This window comes from Qipengyuania proteolytica, from assembly GCF_019711565.1.
GTDB lineage: Bacteria > Pseudomonadota > Alphaproteobacteria > Sphingomonadales > Sphingomonadaceae > Qipengyuania > Qipengyuania proteolytica.
On record NZ_JAIGNN010000002.1, the window covers coordinates 975073 to 991965 of the forward strand.

Annotated in this window: 18 protein-coding genes and 1 tRNA gene; 12 read left to right on the top strand and 7 right to left on the bottom strand. The window is 66.1% G+C overall.

Annotation, left to right across the window (positions count from 1 at the left end):
- Positions 1–20 precede the first annotated feature (20 nt).
- The 3 genes from K3172_RS13790 (at position 21) to K3172_RS13800 (ending at position 4451) form a co-directional block, all read left to right on the top strand.
- Positions 21–2015 carry an acetyl/propionyl/methylcrotonyl-CoA carboxylase subunit alpha gene (locus K3172_RS13790; protein ID WP_221590972.1) on the top strand — a complete coding sequence of 665 codons (1995 nt, stop codon included), beginning with the start codon at positions 21–23 and terminating at the stop codon, positions 2013–2015.
- Positions 2016–2119: 104 nt separating this feature from the next.
- A complete protein-coding gene (locus tag K3172_RS13795) occupies positions 2120–2851 on the top strand; it encodes a calcium-binding protein (protein WP_221590974.1) in 732 nt (243 codons plus the stop codon).
- A gap of 49 nt (positions 2852–2900) precedes the next feature.
- Positions 2901–4451, top strand: a complete 1551-nt coding sequence (locus K3172_RS13800) for an acyl-CoA carboxylase subunit beta (protein ID WP_221590976.1) — start codon at positions 2901–2903, stop codon at positions 4449–4451.
- On the opposite strand, the gene K3172_RS13805 is transcribed toward K3172_RS13800, so the two are convergent.
- Entirely contained in the window at positions 4448–5686 is a 1239-nt protein-coding gene (locus tag K3172_RS13805) for a multidrug effflux MFS transporter (protein WP_221591216.1), read from the bottom strand. The genes K3172_RS13800 and K3172_RS13805 overlap by 4 nt on opposite strands.
- A gap of 97 nt (positions 5687–5783) precedes the next feature.
- On the opposite strand from K3172_RS13805, the gene dinB reads away from it, so the two are divergent.
- Positions 5784–6902: a DNA polymerase IV gene (gene dinB, locus K3172_RS13810; protein WP_221590978.1), complete on the top strand. Its 1119-nt coding sequence runs from the start codon at positions 5784–5786 to the stop codon at positions 6900–6902.
- Here the strand turns inward: dinB and K3172_RS13815 are convergent.
- From K3172_RS13815 to K3172_RS13830, 4 genes are all read right to left on the bottom strand, one after another.
- Entirely contained in the window at positions 6899–7369 is a 471-nt protein-coding gene (locus K3172_RS13815; RefSeq protein WP_221590979.1) for an NUDIX domain-containing protein, read from the bottom strand. The genes dinB and K3172_RS13815 overlap by 4 nt on opposite strands.
- On the bottom strand, positions 7357–7977 hold the full coding sequence (locus K3172_RS13820) for a 6-phosphogluconolactonase (RefSeq protein WP_221590993.1): 621 nt from the start codon (positions 7975–7977) through the stop codon (positions 7357–7359). Before K3172_RS13820 ends, K3172_RS13815 begins: the two co-directional genes overlap by 13 nt.
- Before the next feature lie 66 nt (positions 7978–8043).
- A complete protein-coding gene (locus K3172_RS13825) occupies positions 8044–8505 on the bottom strand; it encodes a Dps family protein (RefSeq protein WP_221590995.1) in 462 nt (153 codons plus the stop codon).
- Positions 8506–8595: 90 nt separating this feature from the next.
- The gene (locus tag K3172_RS13830; RefSeq protein ID WP_345725660.1) at positions 8596–9159 is read right to left on the bottom strand and encodes a TMEM165/GDT1 family protein; all 564 of its coding nucleotides are present in this window, start codon (positions 9157–9159) and stop codon (positions 8596–8598) included.
- A 79-nt stretch (positions 9160–9238) separates the two neighbouring features.
- Here K3172_RS13830 and K3172_RS13835 point away from each other — a divergent pair, with 79 nt between their 5' ends.
- A complete protein-coding gene (locus K3172_RS13835; RefSeq protein ID WP_221591218.1) occupies positions 9239–10033 on the top strand; it encodes an SDR family oxidoreductase in 795 nt (264 codons plus the stop codon).
- A 2-nt stretch (positions 10034–10035) separates the two neighbouring features.
- Here the strand turns inward: K3172_RS13835 and K3172_RS13840 are convergent, their stop codons facing one another.
- Together K3172_RS13840 and K3172_RS13845 are read right to left on the bottom strand one after the other, a co-directional pair.
- Positions 10036–10980: an alpha/beta fold hydrolase gene (locus K3172_RS13840; RefSeq protein ID WP_221590997.1), complete on the bottom strand. Its 945-nt coding sequence runs from the start codon at positions 10978–10980 to the stop codon at positions 10036–10038.
- 76 nt (positions 10981–11056) lie between these two features.
- Positions 11057–11130 (bottom strand) — tRNA-Gly (locus K3172_RS13845).
- Between the two features lie 131 nt (positions 11131–11261).
- On the opposite strand from K3172_RS13845, the gene K3172_RS13850 reads away from it, so the two are divergent.
- From K3172_RS13850 to K3172_RS13880, 7 genes are all read left to right on the top strand, one after another.
- On the top strand, positions 11262–12335 hold the full coding sequence (locus K3172_RS13850; protein ID WP_221590999.1) for a PLP-dependent cysteine synthase family protein: 1074 nt from the start codon (positions 11262–11264) through the stop codon (positions 12333–12335).
- 26 nt (positions 12336–12361) lie between these two features.
- Positions 12362–13576 carry a DUF819 family protein gene (locus K3172_RS13855; protein ID WP_221591001.1) on the top strand — a complete coding sequence of 405 codons (1215 nt, stop codon included), beginning with the start codon at positions 12362–12364 and terminating at the stop codon, positions 13574–13576.
- An 89-nt stretch (positions 13577–13665) separates the two neighbouring features.
- On the top strand, positions 13666–15159 hold the full coding sequence (locus K3172_RS13860) for a CoA-acylating methylmalonate-semialdehyde dehydrogenase (RefSeq protein WP_221591004.1): 1494 nt from the start codon (positions 13666–13668) through the stop codon (positions 15157–15159).
- A gap of 28 nt (positions 15160–15187) precedes the next feature.
- On the top strand, positions 15188–15715 hold the full coding sequence (locus K3172_RS13865) for a hypothetical protein (protein ID WP_221591006.1): 528 nt from the start codon (positions 15188–15190) through the stop codon (positions 15713–15715).
- Between the two features lie 4 nt (positions 15716–15719).
- Entirely contained in the window at positions 15720–16214 is a 495-nt protein-coding gene (locus K3172_RS13870; protein WP_221591008.1) for a hypothetical protein, read from the top strand.
- Positions 16207–16503, top strand: a complete 297-nt coding sequence (locus K3172_RS13875) for an I78 family peptidase inhibitor (protein WP_221591010.1) — start codon at positions 16207–16209, stop codon at positions 16501–16503. Before K3172_RS13870 ends, K3172_RS13875 begins: the two co-directional genes overlap by 8 nt.
- A complete protein-coding gene (locus K3172_RS13880; protein ID WP_221591011.1) occupies positions 16500–16889 on the top strand; it encodes a RidA family protein in 390 nt (129 codons plus the stop codon). The genes K3172_RS13875 and K3172_RS13880 overlap by 4 nt, the downstream gene beginning before the upstream one ends.
- Positions 16890–16893 lie beyond the last annotated feature (4 nt).

A 16893-nucleotide genomic window follows, 5' to 3' on the forward strand; every position in this document is an offset into this window, starting at 1 on the left:
GGGGCGGCTAGCGAGCGTCCATGATCTCAAAGCTCCTCATCGCCAATCGCGGCGAAATTGCCTGCCGCATCATCCGCACCGCGCGCGCGATGGGGATCGCCACCGTGGCGGTCTATTCGGATGCCGATGCCAAGGCGCTACATGTGCGCCACGCCGATGAGGCGGTGCATATCGGCCCCTCGCCCGCTGCCGAAAGCTATCTGGTCGGCGAGAAGATCATCGCCGCCGCAAAGGAAACCGGGGCCGAGGCGATCCATCCGGGCTACGGGTTCCTCTCCGAGAACGCCGGCTTCGCGCAGGCTGTGATAGACGCCGGGCTGATCTGGGTCGGTCCCAAGCCGAGCAGCATCGAGGCGATGGGCCTGAAGGACGCCGCAAAGAAGCTGATGCGTGCGGCGGGCGTGCCGGTGACGCCGGGTTACGAGGGCGAGGACCAGTCGGTCGAACGCCTCAAGGCCGAGGCCGACGCCATCGGCTATCCCGTTCTGATCAAGGCTGTCGCGGGCGGCGGCGGCAAGGGCATGCGCAAGGTCGACGCGGCGGCGGACTTCGAAGCCGCGCTCGAAAGCTGCCGGCGCGAGGCCAAGGCGAGCTTCTCCAATGACGAGGTGCTGCTCGAAAAGTGGATCACCTCGCCCCGCCATATCGAGGTGCAGGTGTTCGGCGACAGCCACGGCAATGTCGTCCACCTGTTCGAACGCGACTGCTCATTGCAGCGCCGCCACCAGAAGGTGATCGAGGAAGCTCCCGCCCCCGGCATGGACGAGGCCACCCGCGAGGAAATCTGCGCCGCCGCCGTGCGCGCGGCCAAGGCGGTCGATTACGAAGGCGCAGGCACGATCGAATTCATCGCCGACGCCAGCGACGGCCTGCGCGCCGACCGCATCTTCTTCATGGAGATGAACACGCGCCTGCAGGTCGAGCACCCGGTGACCGAAGAAATCACCGGGGTGGACCTGGTGGAGTGGCAGCTGCGCGTTGCGTCAGGCGAGCCGATCCCGCTAAAGCAGGAAGAGTTGAGCATCGAAGGCTGGGCCATCGAGGCGCGGCTCTATGCCGAAGACCCGGCGAAGGGGTTTTTGCCGAGCACGGGGCGGTTGCTTCACTTTTGCCTGAGCAACGGCCTGCCTAGTCCCCAGCAAGTACTCCTCGCGATGGCGGAAGGCGGTTTCGAGGGCAACGGACCGGGCTGGCTACCCGACGCTCCAATCCGGGTGGACACTGGCGTCGAGCAAAATGCCGATGTTTCGCCGTTCTATGATCCCATGATTGCCAAGCTAGTATCGCATGGGCACACTCGCGATGCTGCGCGGCAGAGCCTCGCCAAGACATGTGGCGAAGTCGAAGTCTGGCCGGTCAAGACCAACGCGTCATTCCTCGCTCGCTTGCTCGAAGAGGATGCTTTTATTTCCGGCGACGTCACAACGGACTTTATCGGCGAACATTTGGAAGACTTAACCGCTCCGTCGACCCTGGGCGACCGATGGGCTGAAGCAGGCTTGATGCTGCTTGTTCAGACCGCTGGATATGGCGGCAACACATGGCCGATTGGCAATGGCTTGCGCGGTTTCCGTGTAAATAGGCAAGCGGAAGAAGAAGCGACGTTGTTCGTCGATGGGGAACCCCAGAAAGCGCCGCTACCCGACATGACCTTTGCAGATTTCGCGACCGACGAGGAATTCGGCAATCGCTTTGCACGCGATGATAGCGGTATGGTAGTTTTCGATCGCGGCCAGGGTTTCCTGCTATCGCTGGCCTATAGAGCAGGGAGTGCAGCCTCCGCCGCAGACGGCGCCATCCTCGCCCCCATGCCGGGCAAGGTCATCGCGGTCGATGTGGCCGAGGGCGATGCGGTCACCGCGGGCCAGCGGTTGATGGTGCTCGAGGCGATGAAGATGGAACACGCACTGACCGCGCCGTTCGACGGGACCGTGACCGAGCTTTCCGCCAGCGAAGGCGGGCAGGTGCAGGTCGAGGCGGTGCTGTGCGTGGTCGAGCCGTCTTCCGAAGACTGATGGCTTGCCGCCTCGAAGTACACTCCGGTCGTTCCGTTACAATCAATCCGGCCGGTTAGAGAGTATCGAGTCGCAGTGAAAAGAACGCATTGAGGAGAGACTCGATGACGGCCCTGGCGACTTATCGTGACGACGTTCTTTACGGCACTTCGGACCCCGATGAAATTCGCGGCCTCGACGGCGACGACGTCATTTACGGCCGTGACGGCGACGACGTTCTCTATGGCGGCAAGGGACATGACCGCCTCTACGGCGGCAAGGGCAACGATACGCTGTTCGGCGGCGAAGGGCGCGATGCCCTGTACGGCTATAATGGCGACGACCTGATCTGGGGCGGCGACGGTCACGATCGACTCTATGGCGGCGACGGGCACGATACTCTCATTGGCGGATGGGGGAACGACGTGCTGGTCGGCGGCTTCGGGCTCGATACGCTCATCGGAGGCGCGGGTGACGACGTTCTGATCGGCGGTGCCTATGCCGATTATCTCACTGGTGGAGCCGGAGCGGACGTGTTCGTGTTCGTCGAAAAGGACGTCAGGTTCGCGGGCGACTGGGCCGATCTCGTCACCGATTTCTCGCAAGCCGAGGGCGATCTAATAGATTTGTCCGCTCTCAACCGACTGGGCGGCCATCCGGATACCCCGCTGACCTTCATCGGCAGCGCGCCCTTCTCCGGCAATGGCGGGGAGGTGCGTTTCGTCAACATTGGCGGCGAGACCGTGATCGAGATCGACGTACTCGGCTACGACAATCCGAACTACGGCGGGAACGGCGACTTCCAGTTCTTCCTGACCGGCGCGATCTCGCTCACTGCGGGCGACTTCGTCCTCTGACATCGCCACTCCCCTTCCGTCGCGATAGCGCGGTGCTATGACGGCAGGCATGAGCTGGGAAAAAGAACTCGAGGAACTGCGCCGCCGCGAGGCGCTGGCGGAGCAGATGGGCGGGCCGGACAAGGTCGGGCGCCAGCATTCGCGCGGTAAGATGGATGCCCGCGCGCGGCTCGCGGCGCTGGTCGACGAAGGCTCCTTCCGCGAGATCGGCAAGATCGCCGGGCGCGGCTCCTATGACGAGGACGGCAATCTCGAAAGCGTTCTGCCCGCCCCCTTCCTGTTCGGCAAGGCCCTGATCAATGGCCGCCCGGTGGTGGCCACTGCCGACGATTTCACCATTCGCGGCGGCGCGGCAGACGCCGGGATCAGCCGCAAGATGGTGCAGGCGGAAAAGATGGCGCATGAGCTCAAGCTGCCCATCATCCGCATGATCGACGGCACCGGCGGCGGCGGTTCGGTCAAGACGCTGGAGATGATCGGCGCGACCTATATTCCCGCGGTCCCCGGCTGGTCGGACGTGGTGAAAAACCTCGACACCGTACCGGTCGTTGCGCTCGCACTCGGCCCGACCGCGGGCCTCGGCGCGGCGCGGACGGTGGCGAGCCATTACTCGATCATGGTCAAGGGCCTCAGCCAGATCTTCGCCGCCGGGCCCGCCGTGGTCGATGGCCTTGGCGAGGCCTACAGGGGTCCCGAAGACCACCAGCAAGCGAAGGAGGATCTCGGCGGCAGCGGCATCCACACACGCAACGGCGTGGTCGACGACGAGGTCGGCAGCGAGGCCGAGGCCTTCGCCCGCGCGCGCCATTTCCTCAGCTTCATGCCCGAGCATGTCGGCCAGCTCGCCCGCCGCTCACTCTGCACCGATCCGGTCCACCGGCGCGAGGAGGCGCTGCTCAGCCTCGTCCCGCGCGACGAGAAGCAGGTCTATTCGATGCGCCGTTGCCTCGACATGGTGTTCGACCAGGGCACCGTGTTCGAGATCGGCCGCATGTGGGGCCGCACCTGCATCACCGCGCTCGCCCGGCTCGACGGCTGGCCGGTGATGGTGCTGGCGAGCGACCCGAGCTATCTCGGCGGCAGTTGGGACGCCAAGACCAGCGAGAAGGTCGAACGCTTCGTCAAGCTGGCAGATCAGTTCCGCCTGCCGATCGTCCACCTCGTCGACAACCCCGGCTTCATGATCGGGCGCAAGGCGGAGATGGCGGGCACGATCCGTTATGGCGTGCAGGCGATGAACGCGATCTACAAGGCGAGTGTGCCGCTCGCGTCCATCGTGTTGCGCCGTGCGTACGGGATCGCCGGCAGCGCGATGAGCAATGCCGAAACTTACCAGTACCGCTATTGCTGGCCATCGGGCGATTGGGGGAGCCTGCCGATCGCGGGCGGGCTGGAGGTCGCCTACAAGTCCGAACTCGAAGCCGCAGAGGACCCCGCTGCCCAACTGGCCGCCATCCGCGAACGGCTCGACAAGGTCACCTCACCCTTCCGCAGCGCGGAACGCTTCAATGTCGAGGACATCATCGACCCGCGCGACACTCGCCCGCTTCTGTGCGAATTCGCCGGGCTGGCCTGGCGCAGACTGGAGAGCGAGAACTAAGCCTCTTCGGGCTCGGGCGGGCCGAACAGCGATCCGCGTTCGCTGAACAGCACGAAGACCAGGCTGAGCACGGCGGTGGCCAGCAGCGCCGTCGCCAGCGGGCGGGCGGTCCCGTCGTAGAGATAGCCGACGTAGGCACCCAGCGCCGCGCCACTGGTCATTCGCAGGAAGCCCTGCGCGGAAGAGGCCGCGCCCGCGATGTGCTTGAACGGCTGAAGCGCGATCGAGCCGAAATTCGCACCGATGAAACCGAGCAGGCTCATGTTCGCGGCCATGAGCGGCACGAAGGTCCACAGCGTCTCGTCGGGCTGGTTGGCGTAATAGAGTTGCGCTGCCGCCACGGCGATGAAAGCGAAGAGCGCCACATGGCTGACGCGGCGGGCGCCGAAGCGCTCGACTATACGGCTGTTCGACCAGTTGGCGATTGCCATGCAGCCAGCGCAGATCGCGAAAATCAGCGGGAAGCGGTCGCCCGCGCCGAAGGCCTCGCCGATCAGCTGCTGCGAGGAATTGATGAAACCGAACAGCCCCCCGAAGACCAGCGCGCTGCCGAGCGTGTAGCCGATCGTCTCGCGCAGGGTGATCGCCGCCTTCATGTTGCGCGCGATCACGGGGATGCGGATCTCCTGCTTGTCTTCTTCATGCAGGGTCTCGGGCAGGCGGACATAGACCCACGCGGTCATCGCCACGCCGGCCACCGCCATGGCCCCGAAGATATGGCGCCAGTCGCCGAACAGGATCAGTACGCCCTGCCCGATGCTCGGCGCGACCGCAGGCACCAGCAGGAAGATGACGAAGATCAGGCTCATCAGCCGCGCCATCTTGTCGCCGCCCACACGGTCGCGGATGATCGCCGGCGGCAATGCGATGATGCCGGCGGCAAAGAACCCCTGCAACGCCCGCAGCACGATCAACATGTCGAAACTCGTCGCCAGAGCGCAGGCGATCGACAGCGTGATGTAGAAGAACAGCGCGGTGAAGAGGACCGGCCGGCGTCCGTAGCGGTCGGCAAAGGCGCCGGGCACCAGCGTGCCGATACCGGCGGCCAGAAGATAGGCCCCGACCACGAACTGGCGGTTGTTACCCTGCGCGCCGAGATCGCCCGCAAGGACGTCCAGCGCCGGGAGGATGGCATCGATCCCGAAGGCGTTGCACGCCATCAGCAGCGCCATCATCCAGATCAGCTCGCGCTCTCCGATGGGCGTACGACTGGCCGCGCTGGAAGGCGCCCGCATGGCTTCGCCGGAAGCGTAATGGTCATTTCGCACCTGCACAAAATGCCGGGTGCCGCACAAGGTTCCGCTTTGCAACCCGTTCGCCTATCTTTCATGCATGACAGACCGGGTCGAGAGCGATGACGAAGGCGAGGCGGACGGCCTGCGCAAGATCATCCATGTCGACATGGACGCCTTCTTCGCCAGCGTCGAGCAGCGCGACAATCCGGACCTGAAGGGCAAGCCCGTCGCCGTCGGCGGGTCGAGCGGGCGCGGCGTAGTGGCCGCCGCCAGTTACGAGGCACGCAAGTTCGGCGTGCGCAGCGCCATGCCCTCGGTCACCGCCAAACGGCTGTGCCCGGACCTGATCTTCGTGAAGAGCCGGTTCGATGCCTATCGCGAGGTCAGCCAGCAGATCCGCGCGATTTTCCGCCACCACACCGACCTCGTCGAACCGCTCAGCCTCGACGAGGCGTATCTCGACGTGACCGAGGACAAGCTCGGCATCGGCAGCGCAACCCGCATCGCCGAGCTGATCCGGCAGGAAATCCGCGCCAAGACGAAGCTCACCGCCAGCGCCGGGGTGAGCTACAACAAGTTCCTCGCCAAGATCGCCAGCGACCAGAACAAGCCCGACGGCCTGTGCGTGATTCGGCCGGGCGAAGGCGCGGAGTTCGTGGCGGGACTTCCCATCCGGCGGTTCCACGGCGTCGGACCGAAGGGCGCGGAGAAGATGGCGCGGCTGGGGATCGAGACCGGCGGCGACCTCGCGCAGAAGGACATCGAGTGGCTGCGCGCCCATTTCGGCAGCTTTGCAGATTACCTCTACCGCGCAGCGCGCGGCATCGACCTCAGACCCGTGCGATCGAGCCGCATCCGCAAGTCCGTCGGCGGGGAGCGCACCTTCAGCCGCGACCTTTCGTCGGGCAGCGAGCTTCGCGAGACGATGGAGGACATCATCGACATCGTGTGGGGATATATCGAGCGGGCCGAAGCCAGGGGGCGCACGGTCACGCTGAAGATGAAATACACCGATTTCCAGATTTTCAGCCGCGCGAAGACGGTCGACCGGCTGATCGCAGACAAGGCCGAATTCGCCGCTATCGGCCGCGGATTGCTGGAAGACGTATTGCCTCTCCCCATGCCGATCCGGCTGATGGGGCTGACCCTGTCGAAGCTGGAAGGCGCGAACGAGCGGGACGAGCGGCGACCCGACGCACAGCTTTCGCTGCTCTAGGTCCTTCGCGCCTGCCACAGCGCGAGCCTCGCCCTGGTGCGCGGGCCGAGCGGTTCGGGCAGCGAATGCACGGGAAAAAAGCGCGCCTCAATCACCTCGCGACCGTCGGGCCGGGGCATATCATCGACCACGCCGTCGAAAATATGCGCGCGGTGCGGAGCGCCGGAAAGCTCCTCCTCGATCACACCGAGCAGTCGCAGCCCCTCGACGGCGCAATCGGTCTCCTCGCGCAGTTCACGGCGGGCGGCGTCTTCGGGCGTTTCCTTGCGGCCGATACCGCCACCGGGGAAATACCAGCCGGCCGGGCCGTAGCTGTGCCTCACCAACAGGATCTGGCCGTCCAGGTCGCGCGCGATCACGCTGACGCCCTCCCCCGTCACGCCGCGCCACTTGCGCCAGTGATGGCGCAGGCGATGGGCGATCCTGAGCGCCGTCCGATAGAGCGGCGCGGGGATCAGGCGAAGCATGTCACCGGCTGACTGGCCGCGCCCAGCAGGCGCGCAACCGGAAGGTCGCTGTCTCCGGCAAGTGCTGCATCGAACACGGCCCGCTTGTCGGCCCCGCGCATGACGAAGACGATCCCGTCGCTGTCGAGCAGCGCGGGGATGGTCAGGCTGATGCGGTCGAACGGTGCTTCGGGCGGCAGCGGGTCGGGCGTGAGGCGCAGGATCGCGCGCGGATCGTCGACCTGCGGGTCGGTGTTCGGGAACAGCGAGGCGATATGCCCATCGGCGCCCATGCCGAGCCAGGCGAGGTCGAAATGCGGAACCGCCTCCATCACGCTCAGCGTCACCACTTCCGCCCCCGCCGGTTCGAACAGCGCCCGCAGCTTGCCGGTGTTGGAGGCCTCGTGATCCTCGGGCACGATCCGGTCGTCCCCCGGCCAGACCACAAGCCGCGACCAGTCGAGATCGGCCTCGAGCAATTTCTCCATGATCGGGAACGGCGTCGATCCGCCGGGCACGGTGATCGTCACCGGCCCCTCGCGCGCGGCCATGGCGGCGCCGAGCCGCTCTGCAAACCATGCGGCGATGTCGGCGTCGCTCGCGTTCTCGATGATCGTTACGTCAGCCATGCCGCCCTGATACACGAAGGCCGCCCGCGCCCAAGAGCGAAGGCGGCCTGACGCATAGCTATTCGCTTACTTCGAGGTCTGGTTGAGGAACCAGATCCGCTCTTCGGTCTGGTCGATCCAGTCGTCGACGATACCGCTAGTGGCGTTGTCGCCCACCTCTTCCGCGGCCTCCTTCACCTCGCCGAGGCGCTTGTGGAGCAGCATGTTGCCGTCGCGCAGTTCGGCGACCATCACGTCGGCGGTGATCGTCACGTCGTCCTGGTCCTTGATCCGGGTTTGGGACGCGATCGTGCCGATCGAAGTCAGCGTGTATTCGTCGTTCTTGCGCACGCGCTCGCCGATCGCATCGACCGTGCCGATAAGCTGCGCGGCCTGTTCGTCGAACAGCAAGTGAAGATCGCGAAAGCGCGGGCCTGCGACGTGCCAATGGAAGTTCTTGGTCTTCATGTAGAGCGCCAGCGTATCCGCGAGCGCGCCATTGAGAGCGGTCACGAGACCGGCTTTTGCGTTGTTGCCGAGTTCGGCCATGATGATTTCCCTTTTTCGAATATGTGTGCACTGCAACAACGAGAGGGACGCCCTCAGGTTTCCCGACGAAAGCCTGTCGCCGTGATCGCCTTATCCGATCAGTCCCCGCGCGGTCAGGGCGAGCCAGATCGCGAGCAGGAACAGGATCGCAGCAAGGCCGAGCCGCAACGCGCGCAGCGGCAGGCGGCTCGATAGCGCGCCGCCCAGCGCCCAGCCGACCGCGACAGCCGCCGCACCCCCCAATGCGCCCCCCGCCCCGGCCAGCATGGGTGAGGCCAAGGCCACCGCAAAGGCGGCGACGAGGAAGCGCGAGGCATCGGTCAGCTGGCGCAGGAACAGCACGAGGGCGACCGCAAACAGCGAACGGGTCGGCTCGACCGGGGTCGTCTCGCGATTGGGCCAGGCACACTCGAACACGGCCAGCAGCATCGCGATGGCGACGAACATGGTCGAGGCATCGCGCGACAGGTCCTGCGCCAGCCGCCCGCCGAACCACGCCGCGATAAACGCCGTCATGGCGGCGCTAGCCACAGCGATCAATAGCAACGGCAGCGACGGCCCGAGCCGCGCCCTCAGCCCCGCAACCAGCAACTGGTCGCGCGAGCCCGTCGCGGCAACAAAACTGGCGACCATGGCGAACAGGAAAGGCGTCACGCGAAAACCGGCTCCTCTGGCTTGCGGCTGCGGCATGCGATAGCACGGCTTGCAGACAAGCAAAGCGTGGGAGAGCATCATGGAACTTTGCGAAGGCATGGCGGCCGTCGTCACCGGCGGCGCATCGGGTCTCGGCAAGGCGAGCGCGCAGGCGTTGGCCGATCTCGGCCTGAAGGTGACAATCTTCGATATCGACGAGGAGGGCGGCAAGGCGCACGCCGCGGCCATCGGCGGCACCTTCGCACGGGTCGACATCACCGACGAGATGTCGGTGGTCGAAGGCTTCGACCGTGCCCGCGACGCGCACGGGCAGGAGCGCGTCACCGTCCACTGCGCGATGACCAGCCGCCGCGGCAAGACACTCGGCTGGGACAAGGAGACGGGCCGCTACAAGCGCCTCGCCACCGAGGACTATGCCTTCGGGGCGGAGGGCGTCCTCGTCTCCTCCTATCGCATCGCCAGCCACTCGGCGCTCGGCATGGCGAACAGCGAGCCGCTGAACGAGGACGGCGAGCGCGGCTGTATCACGCTAACCGCCAGCGTCGCTGCGCAGGACGGGCAGATTGGCCAGGTGATTTACGGCAGCTGCAAGGCGGGCGTGAACGGCCTCGTCCTGCCGATGGCGCGCGACCTGATGGACATCGGCATCCGCGTGAACTCGGTCATGCCGGGCATCTTCGCGACCCCGCTGATGCTGGGGATGAAGGACCGCAACCCGCAGATGTGGGACCAGCTCAATGCCAGCGTCCCCTTCCCCAAGCGGCTCGGCCATCCGGAGGAATTCGCCTCGCTGATCTGCGAGATCGCGCGCAACAGCTACATCAATGGCCACCAGTTCCGCCTCGACGGGGCGATCCGGATGCCGCCGAAATAGGATCACGCCAGCTTCGGCAGGCCCTCACGGATCGCGGCCACCAACTCGAGCGGGTGGTCGACGAGGATATGGTGGTGCGCGCCGGCGATTTGCGTGACGAAGCGGCAGTCCTCGACCCCGGCGACGAGCTGTTCGATGCGGCCTTCCGGAAACAGCTTGGAGTGCTCGCCATAGATGACCCCGACCGGGGTTTGCGGGCGGGCGTCGAATTCGCGGCGCTCGAACTTGGTCCAGAACTGCGGGTCGAAGCGCCAGGTCCAGCCGCCCGGATCGTCGTCGCTCTTGGGCAACTGGTGGAGTGCACCGCGGGCCATCCAGTCGATGATCTCGGGCAGGCCGGCGTCTTGTTCGGGAAGGAAGCGGAACCGCCGCAAGGCCTCGGCGAGCGAGGGATAGCGCGGGTTGCGGCTCCGCCCCTGCGCCAGTCGCGGCGGCGGCCCGCCCTCGGGCTGCGGCGGCGCCGAATCGACGAGGATGGCGCCCGCGATGGCATCGGGGTGGTACGCGCTCACAAAACGGGCCGGATAGCCGCCGAAGGAATGCGCGATCACCACCGGCGGGGCGCCCGATGCGGCGAGCCCCGCCGTCGTGATCGCCCCGAGGATTTCCGCCGCGAACAGCGGGATGTCGTAGGCCTCGCGCCAGTCCGACTTGCCCATACCCGACCACGAAATCGCCGCGCAGCGATAGTCACCGGCGAAGTGCGGTGCGAGGAAGCTCCACCAGTCGGCATGCGCCGCATTGCCATGGAGGAACAGCAGGCCGGGCTTGCCGACCTCACCCCACGTCAGCAGCTCGATGCTTGCTCCCTCGACGGTGAAGAAGCTGCGCTCGGGCGCCTGCGCGATAGCCGCCAGGAACCATGGCTCCGCCGGCGGCCTTGCACCACCGAAGCGCCCCAGCAAGGTGCCGTCGAAATCCGGGCCCGGTGATGCGATAGTGCTCAAGCTGTCCCCAAACCCGGTTGCATTCTGCTACCATTGGCGAGGGACAGGCGCTTTGCAAGCGTATCTGCGGAGAAGCTGGAGCGGGTGAAGGGAATCGAACCCTCGTCGTCAGCTTGGGAAGCTGCTGCTCTACCATTGAGCTACACCCGCGCGAGGAAGCGGGCGCTTGCCACGGTTGGCGCGCGGCGGTCAATACATTCCGGCGACGGCGCAATCGACAGGAGAGGAAAAGCCTCGCCCCGAGGCTTCCCCTTGCCCGCCAGCGCGATAGAACGGGCGCCATGGCGACCAAGCGCGAATGGGTGAACTGGGCGATCGGGCGGATCGAAGCGGACTTCACCCGCTCGGCCGATACGCATCTCATGCCCCTGCCCGTCCCCGCGCTGCCCGACATCGCGATCTACCTGAAGGACGAATCGAGCCACCCCACCGGCAGCCTCAAGCACCGCCTCGCGCGCTCGCTGTTCCTCTATGGCCTGTGCAACGGCTGGATCTGCGAAGGCACGCCGATCATCGAGGCCTCTAGCGGGTCGACCGCTGTGTCCGAGGCCTATTTCGCGCGCATGCTCGGCCTGCGCTTCATCGCCGTGGTCCCGAAATCGACCGCGCAGGCCAAGGTCGACGCCATCGCCTTCCACGGCGGCGAGTGCCACTTCGTCGACACCCCGGCCGAGATGTACGAGGCCGCGCAATCGCTCGCCGACGATCTCGGTGGCCATTACGTCGACCAGTTCACCTTTGCCGAACGCGCGACCGACTGGCGGGCGAACAACAATATCGCCGAATCGATCTTCGCCCAGATGGCGCGCGAACCGCACCCGGTGCCCAAGTGGATCGTCTGCGGCGCGGGCACGGGCGGGACCTCCGCCACCATCGGCCGCTTCGCGCGCTACAACCGCCACGACACAAGGATTTGCGTGGCCGATCCGGAAGGCTCGGTCTTCCACCGCCACTGGGCCGACCGCTCGATCAGCCGGGTCGAGCATTCCGCGGGCTGCATTGAGGGTATCGGCCGCCAACGGGTCGAGCCGAGCTTCCTGCCCGACGTGGTCGACCGGATGGAGGCGGTACCCGACGCCTGCTCCATCGCCGCAGCGCACGAGGTGAGCGAACGCCTGGGAAGGCGCTGCGGCGGGTCGACCGGCACCAATGTCTGGGCTTGCGCCAAGATCGCAGCCGACATGGCGGAGCGCGGGCTTAAGGGCTCGATCGTCTCCATCCTGTGCGACGACGGCGCGCGCTATGCCGACACGATCTTCGACGAGGGCTGGCTGGCGCAGAAGGGCTTCGACGTGACGCCGCAGCGCAAGAAGATCGCGCATTTCTTCGAAACCGGCACCTTCGCCGCCGGATAGCCTGCCGCCCCCGAGGAGAGCATTACGTGATTACCGACGACCGGATCATCCTGGGCTTGCTGGGCCTCGTCCTGGCATTCGTCTTCGCCACGCGCGACAGGCCCGGCTGGCAGAAATTCTACACCTTCGTGCCGATCATCCTCGTCTGCTACCTCGTCCCGTCGCTCATGGTCACCTTCGGCCTGATCGACGTCACCGAGAGCAATCTGTGGACCGTGGCCAAGGACTTCTTCCTGCCCGCCGCGCTGTTCCTGATGACGCTGAGCATCGACCTCAAGGGCATCCTCGGCCTCGGCAGCAAGGCGATCATCATGTTCCTGACCGCCACGCTCGGCATCGTGCTTGGCGGCCCGGTCGCACTGTTCATCGTCGCGCAGTTCGACCCTTCGATCATCGGTGCGGGAGACGACGCCGCCTGGCGCGGCCTTGCGACGCTGGCCGGCAGCTGGATAGGCGGCGGCGCCAACCAGACCGCCATGCTGGAAGTCTACGGTTACAATATCGAACGCTACTCGGCGCTCATCGCGGTCGACATCATCGTCGCCAATATCTGGATGGTGTTCCTGCTCTACGGCGCCGGCGCGAGCGACAAGGTCGACCGCTGGCTGGGCGCGGACAGCAGCGCGATCGACGCGCTGCGCGACAAGATGGCCGATTACACCAGTTCGGTGGAACGGGTGGCCAAGGCCAACGACTATGTCCTGCTGTTCGGCGTGACCCTGGCCGTCGTCGGCCTGTGCCACCTCGTCGGCAATGCGCTGGGCGGCTTCTTCGCCGATTTGCAGGGCGAGGATGCGACTCTGGCCAGCGGGTTCTTCTGGGTCGTGGTCATTGCGACCACGTTCGGCCTTGCCGCCAGCTTTACCCGCGCCCGCGAACTCGAAGGCGTCGGCGCGAGCAAGTTCGGCACGCTGTTCATCTTCCTGCTCGTTGCAGTCATCGGTACGAAGATGGACGTGACCCAGTTGGGCGAAGCGCCCGGTTTCATGGCCGTCGGTCTAATCTGGATGCTGTTTCATGCCATCCTGCTGCTGGCGGTGGCCAAGCTGATCAGGGCGCCGTTCTTTTTCGTGGCAGTCGGCAGCAAGGCGAACGTGGGCGGCGCGGCGTCGGCGCCGGTGGTGGCAGCGGCGTTCCACCCGGCGCTCGCGCCGGTGGGTGTGCTGCTCGCCGTTCTGGGCTATGCCCTGGGTACATACGGCGCGATCCTGTGCGCACAGATGATGGCAGCGGTCGGCTAGGCGCAATCGGGGCCGGTTTCATTTGATACCGGTTGATTTCGGAGCCTCCGCTTGCCAAGGCTGTTGGCAAGAAAAGAGAGGATTTTCCCATGCGTCAGGTTGACCATTTCATCGTCGGCACGAGCCCGACGCCCACCCGCAAGCACAAGATCTGGAACCCCTCGACCGGCGAAGTCCAGGCCGAGGTCGCGCTGGGCGATGCGGCGCTTCTGCAGCAGGCGGTCGATGCGGCGAAGAAGGTTCAGCCCGAATGGGCGGCGACCAACCCGCAGCGACGCGCCCGCGTGATGTTCGAATTCAAGCGGCTGGTCGAAGCGCACAAGCAGGAGCTCGCCGAACTGCTGTCGAGCGAACACGGCAAGGTCGTGGAAGACGCGCATGGCGACGTGCAGCGCGGGCTGGAGGTAATCGAGTTCGCCTGCGGCATTCCGCAGGCGCTGAAGGGTGAATATACCCAAGGCGCGGGTCCCGGCATCGACGTGTATTCGATGCGCCAGCCGCTCGGCATCGGGGCGGGCATCACGCCGTTCAACTTCCCGGCGATGATCCCGATGTGGATGTTCGGCATGGCGATCGCGGCGGGCAACGCCTTCATCCTCAAGCCCTCCGAACGCGATCCGAGCGTGCCGGTGCGCCTTGCGGAGCTTTTCCTCGAAGCGGGCGCACCCGAAGGGCTGCTGCAGGTCGTCCACGGCGACAAGGAAATGGTCGATGCGATCCTCGACCACCCCGACATTCCCGCGATCAGCTTCGTCGGTTCCTCCGACATCGCGCACTATATCTATTCGCGTGGGAGCGCGAATGCGAAGCGCGTGCAGGCCTTTGGCGGCGCGAAGAACCACGGCATCGTGATGCCCGACGCCGATCTCGACCAAGTGGTGAACGACCTTGCCGGGGCCGCCTTCGGCTCGGCGGGCGAGCGCTGCATGGCGCTGCCCGTCGTGGTGCCGGTGGGCGAGGATACGGCCGACAAGCTGCGCGAAAAGCTCATCCCTGCGATCAACGCGCTGCGCGTCGGCGTCTCGAACGACCCCGATGCGCATTACGGCCCGGTCGTCACGCCCGAACACAAGGCGCGCGTCGAAGGCTGGATCGACACCGCCGAGAAGGAAGGCGCGGAGGTCGTGATCGATGGCCGCGGGTTCAGCCTGCAGGGCCACGAGGACGGCTTCTTCGTCGGCCCGACCCTGCTCGACCGGGTCACCACCGACATGGAAAGCTACAAGGAAGAGATCTTCGGCCCGGTGCTCCAAATCGTGCGCGCGAAGGATTTCGAGGATGCGGTCCGCCTGCCGAGCGAGCACCAGTACGGCAACGGCGTCGCCATCTTCACCCGCAACGGCCACGCCGCGCGCGAGTTCGCGAGCCGCGTCAACGTCGGCATGGTCGGCATCAACGTGCCGATCCCAGTACCCGTCAGCTATCACAGCTTCGGCGGCTGGAAGCGCTCGGGCTTCGGCGACATCGACCAGTACGGTATGGAAGGCCTCAAGTTCTGGACGAAGGCCAAGAAGGTTACCCAGCGCTGGCCCGACGGCGGCGGCGACGGGTCGAACGCCTTCGTCATCCCGACGATGGGATAGGATGGAATTGCGAAGCGTTTGGGGGCGTATGAGAAACACATCGCTCCCCCGCTTCGCTCTCCTGACCCTGCCCGTGCTGCTCGCCGCCTGCGGGTCCGCCTCCGATCGCGCGAGCGAGGAGGTCGCCAGCCGGCTGCCGGACCAGGCGCCGCTCGAGGCCGACGAATTGCCCGCCCCCACTCCGGCGGGCGAAGGGCAGCCGTCCCTCGCCAGCACCATGCCGGCGGCCTTGCACGGGGCCTGGCGGCAGGACGACCTTGGCCGGCCTCCGACCGCGGAAGATTGCAACCAGACCTCATCGACCAACCGGAATTTCGGCAAGGTTCTGACCGTGCGCGAGACCGGTTACAGCAATTTCGAAACCGGCGGCCGCATTATGGAGGTGCATGCACGTACCGACGACATGATCGACGCCACCTTCGACACGACCTATGCCGATACGCCCACCAGCGAACGCCGCGACTTTGCCTTGCAAGCCGACGGCACGCTTGCGGTCAACGCCGATGATGGCGATGGTGCGATGAACGTGACCCAATACCGCCGCTGCCCGGAGTAGACCCATGCGCAATATGATAACCGCGACCGCCGTACTGTTCCTGCTTTCGGCCTGCGCCGAGCCGATCGACCGCTCGGCCACCAATGAGGAGGAAATCCTCCCCGTCGAGCCCGATGCCGGCATCGGCGATGGTGCGGAACCCCTGCCCGCTGCGGTGCTGGCGATCCCCGAGGAAATGCAGGGCCGCTGGGGCCTGGTGCCCGCAGATTGCACCTCGACCCGCGGCGACGCCAAGGGGTTGATCGAAATCACGGGCGAGGCGATCCGGTTCTACGAAGCGACCGGCACGCTCGACACGCTGGCCGAGGGCGAGCGCGATCCCGGCACCTTCCGCGCCACCTATGCCTTCACCGGCGAAGGGCAGGAATGGCGCCGCGACATGCAGCTCGCCGTCTCCGATGACGGCAGCGCGCTGACGCGGACCGAATATGGCGAGGATGCCCTGGCCGAACCGCTGGTCTATACCAAGTGTGGAATGGAGGATGCCGACGATGCGTAAGATACTGACGATTGCGGCGGCACTGCCGCTTGCCGCCTGCGCCACCACCTATGGAGCCGACGAGGTTGCCGAGGCTCCCTCGGGCGGCCTGTGCGATGCCGCCGCAGCGCAGGGCCATATCGGCCACGACGCGACCGCGGCGATGGGCGCCGCCATCCTCAAGGACAGCGGAGCCGCAACGCTGCGCTGGGGTCCGCCCAACTCGGCCTGGACGATGGATTACCGGCAGGACCGCGTGAACGTGCGCTATGACGAGGCGATGAAGATCACCGAAGTCACCTGCGGATGAGCGAGCGCCGCCGTGCCTTCACCGGCTCGCCCTACGAGGCGCAATTCGGCTTCGCGCGCGCGGTGCGCGAGGGCAACCGGATCATCGTCGCCGGCACGGGCCCGGTGGAGGACGACGCCAGTTCGACGCAAGGCGGCGCGGCCGAGCAGGCGGCACGCTGCTGCACGCTGATCCTGCGGGCGATCGAAGAACTGGGTGGCGCGGCCAGCGACGTCGTGCGCACCCGCATGTTCCTGACCGATCCGGCGGACCAGGACGCATTGGGCGAGGTGCACGCCCGCTTCTTCGGCGACGCGAGCCCCGCCGCAACAATGGTAGGCGCGGCATGGCTCTGCCGACCGGAATGGAAAGTCGAAATCGAGGCCGAGGCAATCGTTCGCGGCTGACCTC

What these genes read in the sequence shown, in the direction of transcription:
- K3172_RS13790 (WP_221590972.1), top strand. Translation starts at nt 21, where the DNA reads ATGATCTCAAAGCTCCTCATCGCCAATCGCGGCGAAATTGCCTGCCGC.
- K3172_RS13795 (WP_221590974.1), top strand. Translation starts at nt 2,120, where the DNA reads ATGACGGCCCTGGCGACTTATCGTGACGACGTTCTTTACGGCACTTCG.
- K3172_RS13800 (WP_221590976.1), top strand. Translation starts at nt 2,901, where the DNA reads ATGAGCTGGGAAAAAGAACTCGAGGAACTGCGCCGCCGCGAGGCGCTG.
- K3172_RS13805 (WP_221591216.1), bottom strand. Translation starts at nt 5,686, where the DNA reads ATGCGGGCGCCTTCCAGCGCGGCCAGTCGTACGCCCATCGGAGAGCGC.
- dinB (WP_221590978.1), top strand. Translation starts at nt 5,784, where the DNA reads ATGACAGACCGGGTCGAGAGCGATGACGAAGGCGAGGCGGACGGCCTG.
- K3172_RS13815 (WP_221590979.1), bottom strand. Translation starts at nt 7,369, where the DNA reads ATGCTTCGCCTGATCCCCGCGCCGCTCTATCGGACGGCGCTCAGGATC.
- K3172_RS13820 (WP_221590993.1), bottom strand. Translation starts at nt 7,977, where the DNA reads ATGGCTGACGTAACGATCATCGAGAACGCGAGCGACGCCGACATCGCC.
- K3172_RS13825 (WP_221590995.1), bottom strand. Translation starts at nt 8,505, where the DNA reads ATGGCCGAACTCGGCAACAACGCAAAAGCCGGTCTCGTGACCGCTCTC.
- K3172_RS13835 (WP_221591218.1), top strand. Translation starts at nt 9,239, where the DNA reads ATGGAACTTTGCGAAGGCATGGCGGCCGTCGTCACCGGCGGCGCATCG.
- K3172_RS13850 (WP_221590999.1), top strand. Translation starts at nt 11,262, where the DNA reads ATGGCGACCAAGCGCGAATGGGTGAACTGGGCGATCGGGCGGATCGAA.
- K3172_RS13860 (WP_221591004.1), top strand. Translation starts at nt 13,666, where the DNA reads ATGCGTCAGGTTGACCATTTCATCGTCGGCACGAGCCCGACGCCCACC.
- K3172_RS13865 (WP_221591006.1), top strand. Translation starts at nt 15,188, where the DNA reads ATGAGAAACACATCGCTCCCCCGCTTCGCTCTCCTGACCCTGCCCGTG.
- K3172_RS13870 (WP_221591008.1), top strand. Translation starts at nt 15,720, where the DNA reads ATGCGCAATATGATAACCGCGACCGCCGTACTGTTCCTGCTTTCGGCC.
- K3172_RS13875 (WP_221591010.1), top strand. Translation starts at nt 16,207, where the DNA reads ATGCGTAAGATACTGACGATTGCGGCGGCACTGCCGCTTGCCGCCTGC.
- K3172_RS13880 (WP_221591011.1), top strand. Translation starts at nt 16,500, where the DNA reads ATGAGCGAGCGCCGCCGTGCCTTCACCGGCTCGCCCTACGAGGCGCAA.